The 17,264-nt window shown below is 43.1% G+C and carries 14 protein-coding genes; 7 read left to right on the plus strand and 7 right to left on the minus strand.

Annotation, left to right across the window (positions count from 1 at the left end):
* Nucleotides 1–3: 3 nt before the first annotated feature.
* Genes kdsA through Q0L00_RS11310 form a run of 3 tightly spaced genes read right to left on the minus strand, consistent with a single transcriptional unit; the run spans nt 4 to nt 2,949 of the window.
* Entirely contained in the window at nt 4–852 is an 849-nt protein-coding gene (gene kdsA, locus Q0L00_RS11300; protein ID WP_297337020.1) for a 3-deoxy-8-phosphooctulonate synthase, read from the minus strand.
* 7 nt (nt 853–859) lie between these two features.
* On the minus strand, nt 860–1,426 hold the full coding sequence (locus Q0L00_RS11305; RefSeq protein ID WP_297336984.1) for an HAD-IIIA family hydrolase: 567 nt from the start codon (nt 1,424–1,426) through the stop codon (nt 860–862).
* On the minus strand, nt 1,408–2,949 hold the full coding sequence (locus Q0L00_RS11310) for a GNAT family N-acetyltransferase (protein ID WP_297336985.1): 1,542 nt from the start codon (nt 2,947–2,949) through the stop codon (nt 1,408–1,410). The genes Q0L00_RS11305 and Q0L00_RS11310 overlap by 19 nt, the downstream gene beginning before the upstream one ends.
* Nucleotides 2,950–3,116: 167 nt before the next feature.
* Between Q0L00_RS11310 and Q0L00_RS11315 the strand changes: the two genes are divergently transcribed.
* The 3 genes from Q0L00_RS11315 to Q0L00_RS11325 all read left to right on the plus strand — a co-directional run bounded on the left by Q0L00_RS11315 (nt 3,117) and on the right by Q0L00_RS11325 (nt 6,720).
* Nucleotides 3,117–4,019, plus strand: a complete 903-nt coding sequence (locus tag Q0L00_RS11315; protein WP_297336986.1) for a mechanosensitive ion channel domain-containing protein — start codon at nt 3,117–3,119, stop codon at nt 4,017–4,019.
* A 47-nt stretch (nt 4,020–4,066) separates the two neighbouring features.
* A complete protein-coding gene (locus Q0L00_RS11320) occupies nt 4,067–4,990 on the plus strand; it encodes a hypothetical protein (protein WP_297336987.1) in 924 nt (307 codons plus the stop codon).
* A gap of 65 nt (nt 4,991–5,055) precedes the next feature.
* The gene (locus Q0L00_RS11325; protein WP_297336988.1) at nt 5,056–6,720 is read left to right on the plus strand and encodes a Na/Pi symporter; all 1,665 of its coding nucleotides are present in this window, start codon (nt 5,056–5,058) and stop codon (nt 6,718–6,720) included.
* On the opposite strand, the gene Q0L00_RS11330 is transcribed toward Q0L00_RS11325, so the two are convergent.
* Nucleotides 6,717–7,541 carry a universal stress protein gene (locus Q0L00_RS11330; protein WP_297336989.1) on the minus strand — a complete coding sequence of 275 codons (825 nt, stop codon included), beginning with the start codon at nt 7,539–7,541 and terminating at the stop codon, nt 6,717–6,719. The genes Q0L00_RS11325 and Q0L00_RS11330 overlap by 4 nt on opposite strands.
* Nucleotides 7,542–7,818: 277 nt before the next feature.
* On the opposite strand from Q0L00_RS11330, the gene Q0L00_RS11335 reads away from it, so the two are divergent.
* Together Q0L00_RS11335 and Q0L00_RS11340 are read left to right on the plus strand one after the other, a co-directional pair.
* Nucleotides 7,819–8,469, plus strand: coding sequence for a glycosyltransferase family 2 protein (locus Q0L00_RS11335; RefSeq protein ID WP_297336990.1), 651 nt, complete (start codon nt 7,819–7,821; stop codon nt 8,467–8,469).
* A 4-nt stretch (nt 8,470–8,473) separates the two neighbouring features.
* Nucleotides 8,474–9,223, plus strand: a complete 750-nt coding sequence (locus Q0L00_RS11340; RefSeq protein ID WP_297336991.1) for a hypothetical protein — start codon at nt 8,474–8,476, stop codon at nt 9,221–9,223.
* Nucleotides 9,224–9,277: 54 nt separating this feature from the next.
* Here Q0L00_RS11340 and Q0L00_RS11345 read toward each other — a convergent pair whose 3' ends face one another.
* A complete protein-coding gene (locus Q0L00_RS11345; RefSeq protein WP_297336992.1) occupies nt 9,278–9,739 on the minus strand; it encodes a GNAT family N-acetyltransferase in 462 nt (153 codons plus the stop codon).
* Between the two features lie 70 nt (nt 9,740–9,809).
* Between Q0L00_RS11345 and Q0L00_RS11350 the strand changes: the two genes are divergently transcribed.
* Both Q0L00_RS11350 and Q0L00_RS11355 read left to right on the plus strand, forming a co-directional pair.
* Complete coding sequence (locus Q0L00_RS11350; RefSeq protein ID WP_297336993.1) at nt 9,810–10,319, plus strand: RidA family protein; 510 nt, start codon at nt 9,810–9,812, stop codon at nt 10,317–10,319.
* Nucleotides 10,316–10,843 (plus strand): hypothetical protein, encoded by a 528-nt coding sequence (locus tag Q0L00_RS11355; RefSeq protein ID WP_297336994.1) that lies wholly within the window; start codon nt 10,316–10,318, stop codon nt 10,841–10,843. Before Q0L00_RS11350 ends, Q0L00_RS11355 begins: the two co-directional genes overlap by 4 nt.
* A 258-nt stretch (nt 10,844–11,101) precedes the next feature.
* Here Q0L00_RS11355 and Q0L00_RS11360 read toward each other — a convergent pair whose 3' ends face one another.
* Complete coding sequence (locus Q0L00_RS11360) at nt 11,102–13,966, minus strand: PD-(D/E)XK nuclease family protein (protein WP_297336995.1); 2,865 nt, start codon at nt 13,964–13,966, stop codon at nt 11,102–11,104.
* Nucleotides 13,959–17,255: a UvrD-helicase domain-containing protein gene (locus Q0L00_RS11365; RefSeq protein ID WP_363318536.1), complete on the minus strand. Its 3,297-nt coding sequence runs from the start codon at nt 17,253–17,255 to the stop codon at nt 13,959–13,961. The genes Q0L00_RS11360 and Q0L00_RS11365 overlap by 8 nt, the downstream gene beginning before the upstream one ends.
* Nucleotides 17,256–17,264: the final 9 nt, after the last annotated feature.

Consider the following 17,264-nt stretch of genomic DNA (forward strand, 5'->3'; position numbering starts at 1 on the left):
GCGCTATTCTACCTGAAAATCTTGATATTTTCTACCCAAAGTCCAAGATTCTTTTAACATCGCCAAAAAATCACCCATTCGATGCAAGGGGATCAAATTTGGACCATCACTGAGGGCTTTACTGGGTTCAGGATGGGTTTCGATGAAAAACCCATCAATTCCTGTTGCTGCTGCCGCACGCGCTAAAATCGGAGCAAACTCCCGTTGTCCCCCACTGCTACCCCCTTGGCCACCGGGCTGCTGAACCGAATGGGTAATGTCAAAAACCACCGGAGCAAACTGACGCATAATCGGAAGTCCTCGCATATCTACGACTAGATTATGATAACCGAGCGAAAAACCCCGTTCGGTTAGACAGACCTGATCATTCCCTGCTTCGCGTACTTTTTTGACCGCATACTGCATGTCCTCCGGGGCCATAAATTGCCCTCGCTTGATTTTTACCGCCTTTCCTGTTGCCGCAGCTGCCAAGAGCAAATCGGTCTGACGACATAAAAATGCGGGAATTTGAAGTACATCCACCACTTCGGCCACTTCGGCTGCTTGATAGCTTTCGTGAATATCAGTGACCAAAGGAACCTCCAAGGCCTTTCCCACGCGCTGAAGTACTTCCAAACTTTTATCCATTCCTATACTTCGAAAAGATCCGGATGAAGTTCGGTTGGCCTTGTCAAAGGAAGCTTTGAATACATAGTCAAAGCCGTTTTCGGAGGCCCAAGCTTTTACCTTTGTGCCGATTTCCAGGCAAATATCATAGCTTTCAACCGCACAAGGTCCTGAAAACAACACGGGGCGCTCGCTTCCCAAAATCACATTTTCGGTGATTTTCATCGGAAGGGTATTTTTTTTTATCATCGCGTTAATCAAAATAAGATTGGATAATTCCTGAAAGCTTTCCCTGAGCAAACAAAATCAAATCAGCCGTTTCACGAAATACGCCTTTTCCTCCGGGAAATCTTGAAATAAAGGTAGCCATCGGCTTGACATACTCCAAAGCATCTGCCGGAACCACGGCCAAACCCACTGCTCTCATGACGGGAATATCGATCAAATCATCTCCAATATAAGCCACTTCATCGAGTTGAATTTCTAGTGTTTCCAAAAGTTCTTGAAGCTTTTTCCCTTTATCCTTGATCCCGTGATAATGAAAATCAAACCGAAGTTCTTCGCAGCGGTTTTCAACTACCGGGGAAGACCTGCCGGTGATTGCCCCGACCATAATTCGAGCTTTCCGAAGATGCTGAACAATCAATCCATCTTTGACATTGTATTTTTTATATTCAGTCTTGAGATCATCGTAAATGATCCCACCATCGGTCAGCACTCCGTCCACATCGGTGATCACGAGCTTGATTTTGGCTGCCTGGGCAAGGACCTCTTCTGAAACGGCTTCGAAATAAGCCTGAATTATTTTTTCTGTTTCCATTGGATTGAATAGAGGTCTAATCGACGCTGTTCAAGATTTCGTACGCTTCCTGCTTTTCGTTGCTTGGTCAACAAGTCCAAATCCACGTCTGCCACGATGGTAGTTTCGGCATTTTCTGAGGCCTGAGCTACGATCGAATCATGGGGAAAAGAGAAATCCGAAGGACTGTAAATTGCCGCCTGAGAATACTGAATATCCATATTTTCGACTTTGGGAAGATTCCCTACCGATCCGGTAATGGCAACATAGCACTCATTTTCGATCGCCCGCGATTTGGCGCAGGTATTGACTCGAAGGAAAGCATTTTTTGTGTCGGTCCAAAAGGGAACAAATAAAATATCCATATCCTGCTCGGCGAGAATTCTGCCCAACTCCGGAAATTCAACATCGTAACAAATCAAAATCCCCACTCTACCGGCATCAGTTTCAAAAACGTGGATCCCATTCCCTCCCTGCAGTCCCCAATATGAGGCCTCATCAGGGGTAATGTGAAGCTTGTATTGTTTTCCATGTGTTCCGTCTCTTCGGCAGAGGTAGGAAACATTTCTGAGCTTTTTCCCATCATACTCAGGCATGGATCCTGCGATGATATTCACATTGTAGGATACAGCCAAATCACTCATCCTACTGACGATTTCATCGGTGTAGTCGGCCAAATTACGGATTGCCTCCGAGGCATCCATATCGTTAAATTCAGCCAAAAGCGGCGCATTAAAAAACTCAGGGAGCAAGCAGAAATCTGATTTGTACCCGGATACGGTATCGACAAAAAACTCCACTTGCTGCATCAAATCATCCACATTGGAGAAGCGTCGCATTTTCCACTGAACCAGTCCGAGACGAACGATGGATTTTTTGTTGCCAATGAGCTTTTCGTCCTTTTCGTAATAAATATTGATCCATTCGAGCAAAGTGGCATAAGCTCTGGAATCCTTATCCTCGGGTAAATATTTGGTGATGACTTTTCTGACGTGAAATTCATTGGCCAACTGAAAAGAAAGAACCGGGTCAAAAACTTCCCTATTTTTCACCAAATCAATGTATTTTCTGGGAGTCATTTCCTCGGCATAATTGGCATAGCCCGGAATCCTGCCACCGGCAATAATGGAACGCAAATTTAGATTTTCACAGAGTTCCTTTCGGGAATCATACAATCGCCTTCCCAGCCGCATCCCCCGGTATTCCTGATGTACAAACACATCGGTTCCATAGAGTGTGTCCCCTTCCGGGTCGTGGGTATCGAATTTTCCATACCCCGTGATTTGATCATAGGTATGGTTATCCCCGAATTTGGCATAGTCCACAATAATACTGAAAGCCGCCGCAACGACCTTTCCATTATCCTCAATACAAATCTGTCCTTCGGGAAATGCCTTAATTTGATTTTTCAGTTCTTGCCTAGTCCATGCCATCCCTTTGTCTTGATAAATAGACATCATGATTTCACGGATATCTTCATAATCTCCCGGCTTGATATTTCGGAGTTTGAGACGATGCTCTAATTCTTCTCTTTTCTGACTCATTTCACAAAATTAACTAAATTCAATCAAAAATTTCAAAAGTGATAGTTCTAGCTCCAGTAAACAGAATAATCTACCGAATACCAAAACTTTTTGAAACCTGATGGGTTGAGGCTTTGCTTTTTTAAGTATAATTAAGTTCAAATTACGCTAATGTCCTGCGATATTTCATGCAAAACGATTCAATAAATAATTCAAGCGACAATTCTTTTAATTTAATTTCTTGGCTGGAAGAAGTCATGAATTTGAGCTTGTTTCATCTTGGTGATTCTCATCTAACACTAGGCCTTTTGCTGGCCTTAATTTTCTCTTTTGCTGCCTTATTTATTGTTTCGGAGTGGATCAGAAAGTTACTCGTCGATCGAATTCTTGCCCGCTACCAATTGGCCTTAGGCACCAAACAGTCTATTGGCACCATGGTCAAATACCTGCTGATCATTATTGGTGTTTTTACCATTTTGCAGACGAATGGAATCGACCTCAGTGCTTTGGGAGTTTTGGCAGGAGCTATTGGTGTGGGTATTGGTTTTGGTCTTCAGAATATCACCAACAATTTCATTAGTGGCTTGATCATCTTATTTGAGCAACCCATCAAAGTCGGAGACCGAATTGAAGTTGGAGACGTTACCGGCGATGTGATCAAAATATCAGCTCGGGCCACCATGGTAGTGACTAATGACAATATCACGATAATTGTCCCAAATAGTCAGTTTATTGATTCGCAAGTGATCAATTGGTCACACAGTGATCGGATGGTTCGGTTTAATTTTCCGGTGGGAGTTTCCTACAAAGAAGATCCTCAAAAGGTAAAAAGGATTTTGCTTCAGGTCGCAAAAGATAATCCAGGAGTTTTGGAAAAGCCTGAAACCGACGTACTATTCGAAGATTATGGGGATAGTAGTATTAATTTCAACCTGAGAATTTGGACTTCCGAATACATTAACAAACCGAAAGTACTCAAAAGCCAGCTCTATTACGAAATTTTTAAGAAATTTGGAGAAGAGGGGATCGAAATTCCTTTTCCTCAGCGAGATCTCCATCTTCGCTCAGGATTTGAAAATTTAAAGAATTAAGTTAATTTTCGCCAATAACCGCTAGCTGCCTTCTTGACAGCCTGAAAATGAAAAAGTTACTCCTCATATTCTTTGTTTTTTTAAGCTTAGAAACTTTCTCCCAAAGCTTCTATCGCTACCGCTTTGAGGAGCCTTGGTCATTTTCAGCCAGCTTAGGTCCCACCCAATATTTTGGGGAGCTTTATTCCTTTTGGAAATACAATGAAGGGGTTCAACCCGACTGGAATGCAAATATCGCGTTCCATTACACCTTTGGCACCCACCTGAGAGCACGGGGAGAGTTTTCCTATTACAAAATGTCAGGACAGGACCCTCCTTCCGATCCGAGAGCTTATCGAACTCCGAGAGATTTGCACTTCCGGGCTAAAAACTGGGAGATGACAGGTATTATCGAGTATTATTGGCATCCCGTCAAAGTTCCCAATATCCACCGCCCCCTTTGGAATCCCTATATTTTCTTCGGCATTGGCATGTCCACCAATAATCCGGAAGCCCAACTCGATGGGGTATGGCGAGACTTACGCCCCCTTCAACTCGAAAACAATCCCTATGAACGCTACATCACGGTTTTTCCCATGGGACTGGGTTTTAAATACAAGCTCAATGTGTACATGGACTTGATCTTTGAAGGGAATTATCGCTTTACCCTGACCGACTACATGGATGATATTTCGGCTTACAATGTCAATGAGTTCTACCTAGACTTGGTTGATGATTACGTGACGGGTAATAATCCTGATCGACTCAGGCTGGCTATCCGAAACCCTAGTTTTCTCGATGACAATGGCATGCCTGATGTAGACAAAATCCTACGAAATAACGGTCGGGTTCGCCGAGGTTCAGGTCTTCGTCACCGATACGATGGATACATGACGGTGAATGTAGGCTTGGAAATTCACTTCTCCCGAGATATTTTCCAAAACTGGATCTTCAGAAACAGGATTTACGAAAAGCGATTCCGATTCTGGTAATTTTTTATCCGAGGCAAAAAACTTAATTTTCTACCCTTGAGCCTTTCTAAGAACTAGGGAAAAAAATGGAAAATTTTAATTATTGGGAGTTTTTGGCGGGCTTGGGGATCTTTTTGTTAGGCATGAGCCAAATGGAAGGGGGTATTCAGGTACTCGCAGGAAAATCTTTCCGCCAACTTCTTCAAAAATTTACCAATAAACCCTGGAAAGGAATTGTGGTGGGAACCGGGATCACCGCATTACTCCAGAGCAGTTCCTTGGTCACCTTACTCGTTCTGGCTTTTTTAGGAGCAGGGGTACTCAGCTTACATCATGCCCTCGGGGTGATTTTGGGAGCTAATTTAGGCACTACCCTAACCGGCTGGATCGTCGCTACGGTTGGATTTAAGCTCAGCATAGAAGCCATGGCCTTTCCTTTTATCGGCTTAGGCTCCCTACTTTTCATCTTTTTTTCACCAAGGCCGCTAGTCAAAAATACGGGACTTCTGATTTTGGGTCTGGGCTTTCTTTTTTTGGGGATCGAATGGATGAAAGGATCTATTGAAACGATAGCCGATCAGGTGGATCTTGCTCAGTTAAGTTCAATCGGGACGTTTGCCTTTCTGCTTTTCGGCCTGATAATTACTGCCTTGATCCAATCCAGTTCGGCGACCTTAGTCATTTTGCTCACCGCCTTACATGCTCAAGTAATCGGATTGGAACAGGCAGCAGCAGCTACCATTGGAGCCAATATCGGAACTACCCTTACGGTCATTCTGGGTGCCTTGACCGGCACCCCAGATAAAAAACGACTGGCCCTAGTCCATACCCTTTTTAATGTGATATCCGGACTCCTCGTTTTTATAGTTCTTGATCAAATCATCGATGGGATCCTCAGCCAATCTATCGCAAAAGATCCCATGATTTCGTTGGTCCTGTTTAACACCTTGCTCAACCTTTTTGGGATTCTTCTTTTTTACCCTTTTCTTTCGTTGTTAGAAAGTTGGGTGCAGCGGAGATTTCAAGAACAAAAACACTACGCCACCCGGTATATTCAAAATGTGGATATTGCCGTACCCGAGGCTGCCATCAGGGCACTCGAAAATGAACTCGATCAAGTTTATGAAAAAACAAAACTGTACATCCAATTAAGTTTAGGCTTGACAAATGAGCCACAGAATCAAGGTTTTTGGGAGAAAGTACTCGAAAAACCTTTTGAAAAAATCAGTCTTTACAATCAGCTCAAAGAGATCGAGGACGAAATGATCGCCTACCATATCAAACTTCATTCTTCCACCCTTAGTGAACCAGTGGCCAAACAATTGACCGCTATCATGCTGTCTTTACGATTAATGATATTTGCTGCCAAGGACTTTAAGGACATCAATCATAATCTGATCGAGCTTCAAAACGCCACCCGGAATTTACCCAAAAACTTCCTGAAAAAAGTCCAGCAAAAAACACAGGATACCCTTCAAAAAATTGAGGATATTACCAACCCACCCCGGGTAATCCTCAAAATCCCGGATTGGCTGGAAGCTTTGGAATCAGAATCGGATACGCTGATTGAAGAATTCTACCAAGAAGCCAAAAAACACAAGACCGATATTCCTTTTTCCACCTTGACCAATGTCACCAAAGAGTTTTCGCGGGGTTTATATCATTTGGGTGCTGCCATTTTACATAAGCAGCACCCCATCAACGAAGTTTTGGATGATCAACAACTCCCTCACTATTCTAAACCGATTTAAACCTTAACACTCAATACGCCTACTTCTCCTTTAAAGAGCACCGTTTCGGTAGTACTGATCAGATAGGAAGGACTTTTTTCATGGTTGCCGGTGACCACAGCCAGCCATTTGATGCCCATTTCTTCACAGAATGAAATGATTCCCTTTTCAGCCTCTGAGTCATTGTAGGTATGTTGATGAAAAACGATTTCTTCATTTCCGGATTGAAATCGGTCCATTCCTTCTTTAATTTCAGCAGATGAAGTGAATTTTGCAGGAGTATTGACAAATACCAGGTGAACGCTGGACTTGAATGTTTTGACCAAAGGTTTGATTTTATCAAAGGCAACCTTTGCACCCGGATGGAAAGTGGAAGCAAAAGCCAATTTTCTGAAATCATTTCCATCTAGGGCTTCTTTTACGGTCAAAACCGGAACTTTGGATTTGCGAAGTACTTTTTGAATCGTTGAACCGATAAATTTACCCGGAGTGTAGCCTTTTCCATAAGCCCCCATCACGATCAGATCAGCCAGATGTTCATCGGCCACCCTGAGAATTAATTCATAGGGTACCCCTATCCGGATATCTTGAAGGATAGCTGCTTTGGCAGGAGCTACCTCTTGGATATACTCCGGCAATATCCGTTCAGCCTCCTCTTTCTGCTCCCAAAGCTCCTTATATTTTTGCTTGGCAGCATTCGATAGCTTGTCAAAGTCAATCTCCGAAGGGATGACCGTGACACAGATGATTTTTGCGCCTGATTTGCTGCTTATTTTTTGTGCTGTTTTTAATGCTGCAAGTGAATAAGGCGAAAAGTCGAAGGGAACAACGATAGTTTTCATGGCAGGGGTCAGTTTGATTCTGTACAAATCTCAAAAAAATCCAAGTCCATTACCGTGAGGGATATCACCGAATAAACTGATATAAATCAGCTATGAAACTAATTGATTTTCAACTTAATGAACTAAATCAAAAAGGTCCATTGTCCGTTTTGTAGCGCTTAGAATTTAAAAAAAGCGTCCACCTCCAAATAAAATTTGCTTTAAAAGCCATCTTAACTAGTAAGAAAAGTGGAAATTGCAAAGCAATCTGAAGTAACCAGAATTTATCAATTCAATCATGCGATCCAAGGTGACAATAAGTGTTTTGATGGCGGTATATAATACGCCATTTGAATGGGTAAAAAGGGCGCTTGACTCAGTGATGGTCCAAGATTTTAAGGACTTCGAACTTTTGGTGATTGATGATGGAAGCAATCTGGGCTTGAGCCAACAGATTATTGGATACTGTGAAGCCCATGAAGAAAAAATCAGCTATATCCGCTGTAAAAATGTCGGACAATCCATAGCTGTAAACCGGGCTGTTCATTTTGCCCAGGGAGAATACATTACCATCATCGATTCGGATGATGAATATAAGCCAAATCACCTCTCGGCTTGTTTCAAAGAGATGACCCATGCAGATTTGATTTCCTCACTCACCGAAACAGTCGTTTCCAGCTTGGAAGATTATTTTGTAGCAGATAAACACGATCTGAAAAAGAATATCCATGTGGATGATTGTATCCTTTTTGCTACGCTTTTTGGAAAAAAGGAGGTCTTCAAGAGTATCCATTTTGAAAATCGCTATTCTGCCGATTCGTTTTTTTATGAAAATGCATCAAAAAAATATCGGGTTAAAAAATTAGAGAGCCGTACCTACATTTACTATCGAAATATTCCGGACAGCATCACGGCACGAAGCAAACAAACCCGATTACCTAACCCCTAAACTTATGGCTGACTTTAGGGGGGATATAATTTGTGCTTCGCTATTTACGGGAAATTACGATGTCAATCGAAGCGAATTGCTAGCTGGAGACAATTTTCAACTGATCGAAAAGTGGTGCAGCTCCATTCAATCCCTGGGTTTAAAAGGTGTGGTGTTTCATAATTCCTTTTCAGAAAAAACAATCCGTAGCAACCAAGTGAATGGGATCGAATTTGTAGCGGTGGATTTCAACACTCCCCTCAGTGCAAATGCCTATCGATACCTGGTATATAATGAGTTTTTGAAAAAACACCGACCCCACCTTGATCACGTGTTTTTTACGGATATTGCAGACGTTGAAGTCGCCAAAAACCCGTTTGAGGACCCCTTTTTCAAGGAAAATTCAAATGCTATTTTCTGCGGGGATGAGGAGGAAATTCTAGATAATCCATGGATGAATGAGCACAGTATGCATCTTCGACATCTCATCGCAGAGTTCAGCGATTTTGAGGAAAGAAACAAAAATCAAAAGTTGCTGAATTGTGGCGTATTCGGAGGGAAAACGGCTGTGATTTTCAAACTAGTGCAGGAACTGAGCCGGATTCATAGCACCTATACTATCCACAATAAAACCCCCTACACCCTGGATATGGGCGCCTTCAATTTTGTGATGCGAACCCAATTTAACACCCAACTCATCCATGGATTTCCAGTCAATACCCGATTCAAATTTTATGAATCAACCCGCCAGGATTGCTGGTTTAGACACAAATAGCTGAATTACTTGGAACTAAAGATCCTTAGACGGCCATCGCATCTAAGCGGAAATTCAAACAGAGAGAACCATCTTCAAATTGCAGCGACAGTATTTTCCTGGCTCGGGGACTTCATCTTGGAACCCCAGCTTTCGGTAAATCTTCAAAGCCGCTTCAAGTTTAGTATGGGTATAGAGCTCCACCTTTTGGGCTCCCAATTCCTTTGCTTTTTCCAAAATCGCTTTTCCCAAAAGCAGCCCGACCCCCTTTCCCTGAGCTGATTTTTTCACCCCCATCTTAATCAACTCATAGGTTTGATCCTCAACTTTAGCCAAGCCGATGGTACCCACAATTTCTCCCTCCCAGTCCGCAAAAAGGATATGTCCACCTCGATCCAAAATCGTAGCTTGAGGGTTTTCCAATTGGGCGATATCAAACGGCTCGAGGGAAAAGAACTCCTCAACCCATTCTTGATTAATGGTTTTGAATTCGTCTTGAAGTTCTTCTCGATAGGGAATGATTTTGATTGTAGACATAATTTTGAAAGGCTTGAGGAAGGGGAAAGGAAAATTTCTGCTAGATTAGTTTACCTAAAGCAAAAATCCAATGAAGAAATGTATTTTAATCGCACTGCTCCTTTTTGGTTCCTCTCAGGTTAGCCAGGCACAAAGTCCAGAAGAAAAAATAAAAGAGCTGGGCCTGGAATTACCCGAAGTCAGTCAGCCCATGGCCAATTATGTCAAGTGGAAGCAGGTAGGAAACCTACTTTACCTCGCTGGAAATGGTCCAGATGTTTTTGGTAAAGTCGGTGCAGATCTCACTACTGAAGAGGGCTATCAAGCTGCTCGGGAAACCGGGCTGGAAATCATCGCCGTGCTCCAGGCTGCGACCGGAGATTTAAGCCGGATCAAGCAATTCGTCAAAGTACTGGGAATGGTCAATTCCGCCCCGGATTTTACTGGACACCCCGCAGTAATCAATGGGTTTTCGGACTTGATGGTAGCCGTATTTGGGCAAAAGGGAAAACATGCCCGCTCAGCGGTGGGAGTGGCCGCTTTGCCCAATAATATAGCCGTAGAGATAGAGGTGATTGTGGAATTGGAGGACGAAAAATGAGTAGGGTATTCTTTCTTTTGATTTGGCTTCCTGCACTCTTCATGGTTCCAAATAAAAAGACTTTCCTAAGCGAATACATGTATGTGGATGGCTTGGCATTTCGACAGCAGGGACTCAAAACTATCTTTGAAAAATATGGACCCATCAAAAAAAGTCCCATCAATTATGAATGTGGTTTCCATTCCAATGAAGAACAGGGAAAACTATTTTACCAATTAATTTATCCTCAAATTACTTGGATCGGAAGCTCTGAGGATGGTCGTTTTTTAGCTGAACGTATTATTTTCGATCCCGAAGGACAACTCAAATGGGTCTATTTCCAAGAAGCAGAATTTACCGGGAAAAGCACCATGGTCGAAGTAGAAGAATTCATGGGCAAAAGAGCCCAACCCATTCAAATTCAAGGACGGGATGAGGAAAAATTATTCAGTATTGGAGGGCGATTCACCTATAGTGATGATGGTTTTTTCTTTCTTTTTAGCCAAGGAAAACTGATCGAATTTCAGTATTGGAGCCCTTGTTGAAAACAAAAACACGGATAGACTAAAATAAAAAAGTAGCGTTCATTTATCGCCTAGGGAGGGGTGAATCGCAAAAGAAAGAAAGAATAAGATTGTAGGCATTTTTTAAATCCAAGGAACTAAAGGATGGAAATTTTAGCAGCAATTGCTCGGTCGTGGTTGCTTTTATCGCTGATCGAAACAAAGAATTTTTTAGCATTTGAACTCCTTCTATTGGGTAAAAGATTAATTAAATCCCCTACTGAGGCAAGCGAAAAAACCTTACCTCCCGCAAATCTCCTTATAGGGACAATACTCGCATTTTTTCAAAACCTCGGTTTGGTCAAAGGGAACTTCGGGATTGTAAATTTCCTCAAGCAGTTCCTTCAGTTTTGACTGAAAATCTTGGTCGTAAGTCCTGTAATCTATCACTTCTACCCCGGTCTTTCTGCCTTCTTTTTGATAGAGATAGGGATCAAAATCAGCATTGAACACTTCCTTCAAATTGAAAATGGCAGGCTTAAGTGGAGCGGTATTCTCCGGGTGGGTACCCTGATAGATCAACCCGTAAAATAGGGTTTGCATAGCTGCTTTGTTCCTTTTTTCGATGGTACGGTCAAAGAGCGCATCCAAATCCGGAAAGGTTTTCTGATCTCCACCCGATTTATAGTCAATCAGCCGAATGACTCCATTGAGTTCATCCACCCGGTCGATTATCCCCCGCAGGATCACCTCACGCGTGCCCGATGAGGTCCTAATCTGCAAGCCTGCCTGATAGGTCTTTTCTTTTTCCAAGGATACCAATCGGAAGGGTCCTGTAGACGCATCGTATTCCAAGACCTGGTCCACGTAGCGTTGGATCACATCTCGGGCGATGGCCAATTGACCATTCAATTTTGTATCTGCTTCCTCCTCCAGGTGATAGAAATCCCGAATCGCTTTTTCAACCGCAGGGAAAATCCAGTTTTTCCGTAATTCTTCGATGTCTTCTTTTTCTATGACCGAACGAGCTTTTCTCTGAATAAATCCTTGATACAAATTCTCCAAACTGAAATGGGCCAAGTTCCCAAAGACTCCAGCGTCAATCTCCTCACTCACTTCCTCTTTCTGCTTGATTCCCACAATATATTGAAGGTAAAACTTCAAGCGGCAATCCAAATACATATTCAAGGCTGAAGGAGAAAATGCCGTCTGGGAATGGCCGTTTTCCCCTACTAGGTAGCGCTCTAAGGTTTGAAGAATAGCGGGCACCTTTTGGATTTGAATAGCCGAGGTTGACTTTTGGTCAATGGGAACGTAAATCACCTCCTCGACTATTTTTTGATTCAGTTCTACCTCCATCTGCTGAATATATCGACTCTTTTCTCCGGCCTTTCCTTGATCAGCAGCGGTAGTGTAGATCATGTGAACTTCCTCGGCCGCATGTAAAAGACGGTAAAAGGTATAAGCGTAGATGGCATCATTTTGCTCCTGTACAGGCAATCCGAAGGCTCTCCGGATGCTAAAAGGAATCATGGAGTTTAGGCCTGCTGAGGGTGGAAAACTATCCTCGTTCATATTGCATAGGATGACCCGGCGAAAATCCAAATTCCGGGATTCCAACACCCCCATGATTTGGAGTCCACGCAAGGGCTCTCCTTCAAAGGGTAGCTTGACTTCTTGAAATACCTGACGAAACAAACGAATGAAAAACTCCCGATCAATGGTCCATTGTTTTTCTTTCTCAAAAGTCTCTCGAAGTCGGCTCAATTGCTTGAAACATTGAAAAAGATAATTGCGCTGAAGCTTATCCTCTTGGAGCAATTCGGCCAATTCCTGTATCAGAGTACTCAGGTAAGGAAATAATTGATCGGCCTCCAACTTCTGGAAAATCAACTCAAACATAATTCCTCCCTTTTGCAATTCGGACTGGGGGACGTAAACCTTATTCATGGCCTGAATTTCTCCCAGGACCCGCTTGCAAAAGTCCTCATCCACACTTTTGAGGTAGGTTGAAGAAAGTAAATTTTTGATGGGTTGATGGTAGAAGTAGACTTCACCATTCTCTAGTTTGATAAAGCGCTGCATTTCCAAAACGGCTTCCAAGAATGCATAAACAGGGGCATTTTTTACCGGATACCCCATCGTTACATTCACCTGATCGATCCGCTCGGGTAAGGAATGGAGTACCGGAAAAAGTAATTGCTCATCGGGTAAAATCACCACCGTCTCCTCAAGCCGCTCATCTTGGGGAATTTGCGCTAACAGCGAGCCCACCAAGTTGGCCTGATTCACTTTCAAAGGCGTTGCGTAGGTTTTTATCGTGGCTGATTTGCCTTGGATCATTTCAGGAAGCGTTTCGGGAAAGGTCGGCCCCAGGATAGAATCTCTACGATATTGACGGAAAAATAGCCCCGCTTCCTGATTTCCATCTAAGGTGTAATAGGCATCCAAATCCCAGTAGATTTCTGCCTCAAACGCTTGGATAAAATGCTTAACCAGTACTTCTTCTGTTTTGGTGAAGGCATTGAAACCTACGAACAGGTACTTTTTAGCCGGTTTTTGAATACCGTTCAAATTCTCGGCGACCTGTCGATAGAGCTTTCCAGAATAAGCCAAACCAGACACGTCAAGTGAAGCTTGAAAGGATTGGTAAAGCGGTTTGAGTACCTGCCAAAATTTGAGAAATTTCTCCTGATGCTTTTTATCCTGGGTGATGAAGGAATTCCAAAATTGACGGATAAGCTCAATTTGACTATCGGTCAAAAAACTCAAATCCGACTCCAGTTCCTTGATTTCTGCCAAATGATGGTAGAGTTTATTTGGATCGGCCATAAACTGATCCACATCATTAAAGTCCTTTAAGATCATTTCCCCCCAGAAGAAAAACCGGTCAAACGGTTCCGGTTCAGGATGCAATTCCCCATAAACCCGATACAGCTCAAATATCAAGGTCAATTCATCAGCCGGTTTTTTCCCCGCAAAACCGTAGAATACATCCTCAATTGTTTTGACCTCCGGCATCCAAGTAGCCTGGTCAATTAAAGTCCCTAAGTGTTGGGTAAAAAAAAGCCCTGCCCGACGATTGGGCAACACCACCACCAATTCTTGTAATGACTTGGATTGCTTGAGGATATTTTGAGCTGTATTTCTTAAAAAGTTATGCATGTACTTCTTTGATTTTTCCGGTTTCTAAATAACATAAATAGCCTTTACAAGGCTTCTGGGTCAGGGAATGCACCAAATCCATGTATTCCCGGATTTGCTTGGAATAGCGGTCTTGTTCCTCTCCTGTTTTAAAATCGACCACCACGGCTTCTTCGGGTTTGAGCAGGATTCGATCCGGCCTTTTTTGTTTGCCCCCCGGCAAAAGAATTCCCTGTTCATTCAAGGAAAGCTGATCGGGATCAAACCAAGAAGCAAAAAGAGGATGATCGAAAAGAGCTCGGAGTTGAGAGCGCACTTCGGCTTTCTCCTCAGTACTCAATCTCCCCTCAAAATAAAAGGCATCCAGTTCTAGTTCAGCTTGCTTTAGGGTATCGGATTTTTCCAAAATCTCATGGACCAACAACCCAAAATTTCGCTTTTTCCGCTGTTCCATCCCCTGGGCAGAAAAATCCACGGCATATTGCTTGACTTCAAGCAAATCCTCCCATCTTTTATAAGTCCAGCGCAAAGAAGGAGTTTGAAACTGGGCCTTCTCCGGAACCGTCGATTCGGGCCATTCGCCCAATTGAAATACATGGGACTCCCGATCCATTGCTCCAATTTCTTGCACCCCGCTATCTAAAAGTTGCTGTAAATGAACTTGCACATAATTTTCCGAAGTCTTGGTCGAACTGGCTTTGCTCATCTCCCTATAGGGTGACAAAGACCAGAAAATCTCCTCGGCACGAGTCAGCGCTACATAAATCAGGTTCAAGCTGTCCAGGTAGGCCAAAGTCGCTTCCTGCCCATAGGTATCGGCAAAAAATGATTGACTTAAACTACTTTGGAGCTTTAAAGGAATCACGGCTCGGATTCCTGATTCGGCATCTTCAAAAGGGGACCAGACGATATTGTCTTTAGAGGTATCAAAAATGGTCCATTTCAAAAAAGGCATCAAAACCACCTTAAATTGGAGCCCTTTAGACTTATGAATGGTTAGGATACGCATGGCATCATGCCCTTCTGGGATTTTAACCGTACGCTTCTGTTTATTGATTTCCCACCATTCCAAAAAAGCGCCTAAATCCGAGCGATTTTTAGCGATGAAATCAAAGATCGCCTCTCGAAAACCGGAAATATAAGCCTTCTCTAACCCGCTCTCTTGAATCCCCAGTATTCGAATTAATTCTTCGGTCATCTCCAAAAGAGAAAGCTGCATTAAGCCTTTTTCCTGATGCTTAAATGAGGCAATGATCTCGGAAAAATCCTGACCCATCTGATCCAGGGAAAAGAGTTGATGATCTATTGTTTGATCTTTCAGGACGGCCCGGTAATACCACATGGTCTTAAACTGCACTTCATCATCGGGCTGGTACAAATATGAAAGTGCCGATACCAAAGCCTTAACCGAGGCAGATTTGTGTAGAAACATGGACTCATCAGAGAGCACATCGTAGCGGTAGTGACTTTCCTCGGCTTTTGCCGTTTCTTGCATGAAACAATCCGCAATTTCCTCCCCTTCGGACTTGGTACGCACCAAAAAAGCAATATCCTTGAGTTGATAACCCAAGTCTTGCAACTTTCTGACTTGTTCGGGTAATTTTTCAATGACCTGTGCACTAAATTTTCCCTCTTCCTCCAGCGCTTTTTCGTCTTCCAAAAACTCCATTCGGACTAATCCTTTGAAATTGGCTTGCTCTTTTTTGGAGGATACGTTTTGGTCCACATCGGCATAAGCTTTGGACAGAATACTAGGGTCTGTTACGCCATAAGTATCCGAAAGTACCCGCTCAAAGGAAGCTGGAAGTACCCGAAAAAGTGCGTTGTTGAATTCGATGATTCGCGGCAAACTCCTAAAATTGGTACCCAGGTTTTTAGCATCAATCAAGTGAGTCCCGATTTCCTGCTGCACCTGCTCAAGAAGTAGCTTCATTTCACCACCACGCCAGCGGTAGATGGACTGCTTCACGTCTCCCACCAGCAGGTTTCGATTTCCAAAGGATAAGGAGTTTTCCAACAATGGCTTAAAACTGGCCCATTGAAAGCCTGAAGTATCCTGAAACTCATCGATGAGAAAATGCTGAAATTGATTGCCTACTTTTTCATAAATAAATGGGGCGTCATTTTCGTAGGTGATTTCTTTGAGAAACTCATTGGCATCTGAAATCAACAACATGTTCTCCTCTTCTTTGATCAGGGATAGATCATCAAGCAAATTCCGAAAGACCCCATACACGTAAATGTTTCGGGAAATTGCCTGGATCGTATTCCATTGCGATTCGAGTTGGGGTACTTTCCCTAAAAGTTCTCCTAAGCCCGCATAATAAGAGATTTCGATGGCCTCCTTCTTTTTACTTGCTTGGGTAGCCCAGCCTTCCGGGGAGTATGCCTTTTCTTTTTGGGCATCGGTAAAATTGGCAAAGGGGGCGTTCCGATCTCCAAACTTATCAAACTTGGCCAAAAACCCCCGGTTGTAATCCGACCATTCCAATCGGTGAGCCATCCGTATCCGATTGGCTTGTTGCTTTACCTCCTCCCCTACCTTCACCAGCTCATTTCGACGCTTTCTAATTAACTTCTGGAGTTGATCGGCATTTTCTTTGTCACTGAGGAAAGCCTTTATTTCGGTGGCATGTTGTTTAAAATTTTCTTGAAAAATCTGCTTGCCTAAGCCATGAATATTTCTTCGGATATCCCAGGATTTGCCATTTTGAATTTGATCAGTGGCGTAGTCCACCAGCCATTTATGCAAAAATTCATCGTCCATGACCTGCATGACCACACGATCCACCACACGCTCCAAGACTCCATCCTGATCCAGTTCTACTTCAAATTTGGCATTGAGATCGATCTCTCGGGCAAAAGCTCGGACCACCTTTTGGAAAAAACTATCGATGGTACTGACCGAGAAATGACTGTAATCATGTAGAATAGCCGTTAGGGTTGCTTTGGCTTTTTGTTTCAGACCGATTTGATCCACTTGAAGAAATTTCATCAATTCTTGATCTAAAAATTCCTGCTCATCCACTTGCTCAGCAATCCTTCTCAGAACTGAAAGGATCCGCTCTTTCATCTCCTGAGTGGCTTTGTTGGTAAAGGTCACCGCCAGGATTTGTCGAAAGGCCGAGGGTTGCTTCAGGGCAAGCTTGAGGTATTCCAGAGTCAGGGTATAGGTCTTACCTGAACCTGCCGAGGATTTGTAAATGATAAAGGGTTTGTTTTTCATTTCGAAAAAGTCTTTCCCGAAGATAGAAAAGCTTAGGATTTTATCGGTAAGGGAAGTTTGACTTTGACAAAAATTGTCAGACATGTAAGGCGA

Origin of the sequence: Algoriphagus sp., assembly GCF_024305035.1 — a bacterium.
Classification (GTDB): domain Bacteria; phylum Bacteroidota; class Bacteroidia; order Cytophagales; family Cyclobacteriaceae; genus Algoriphagus.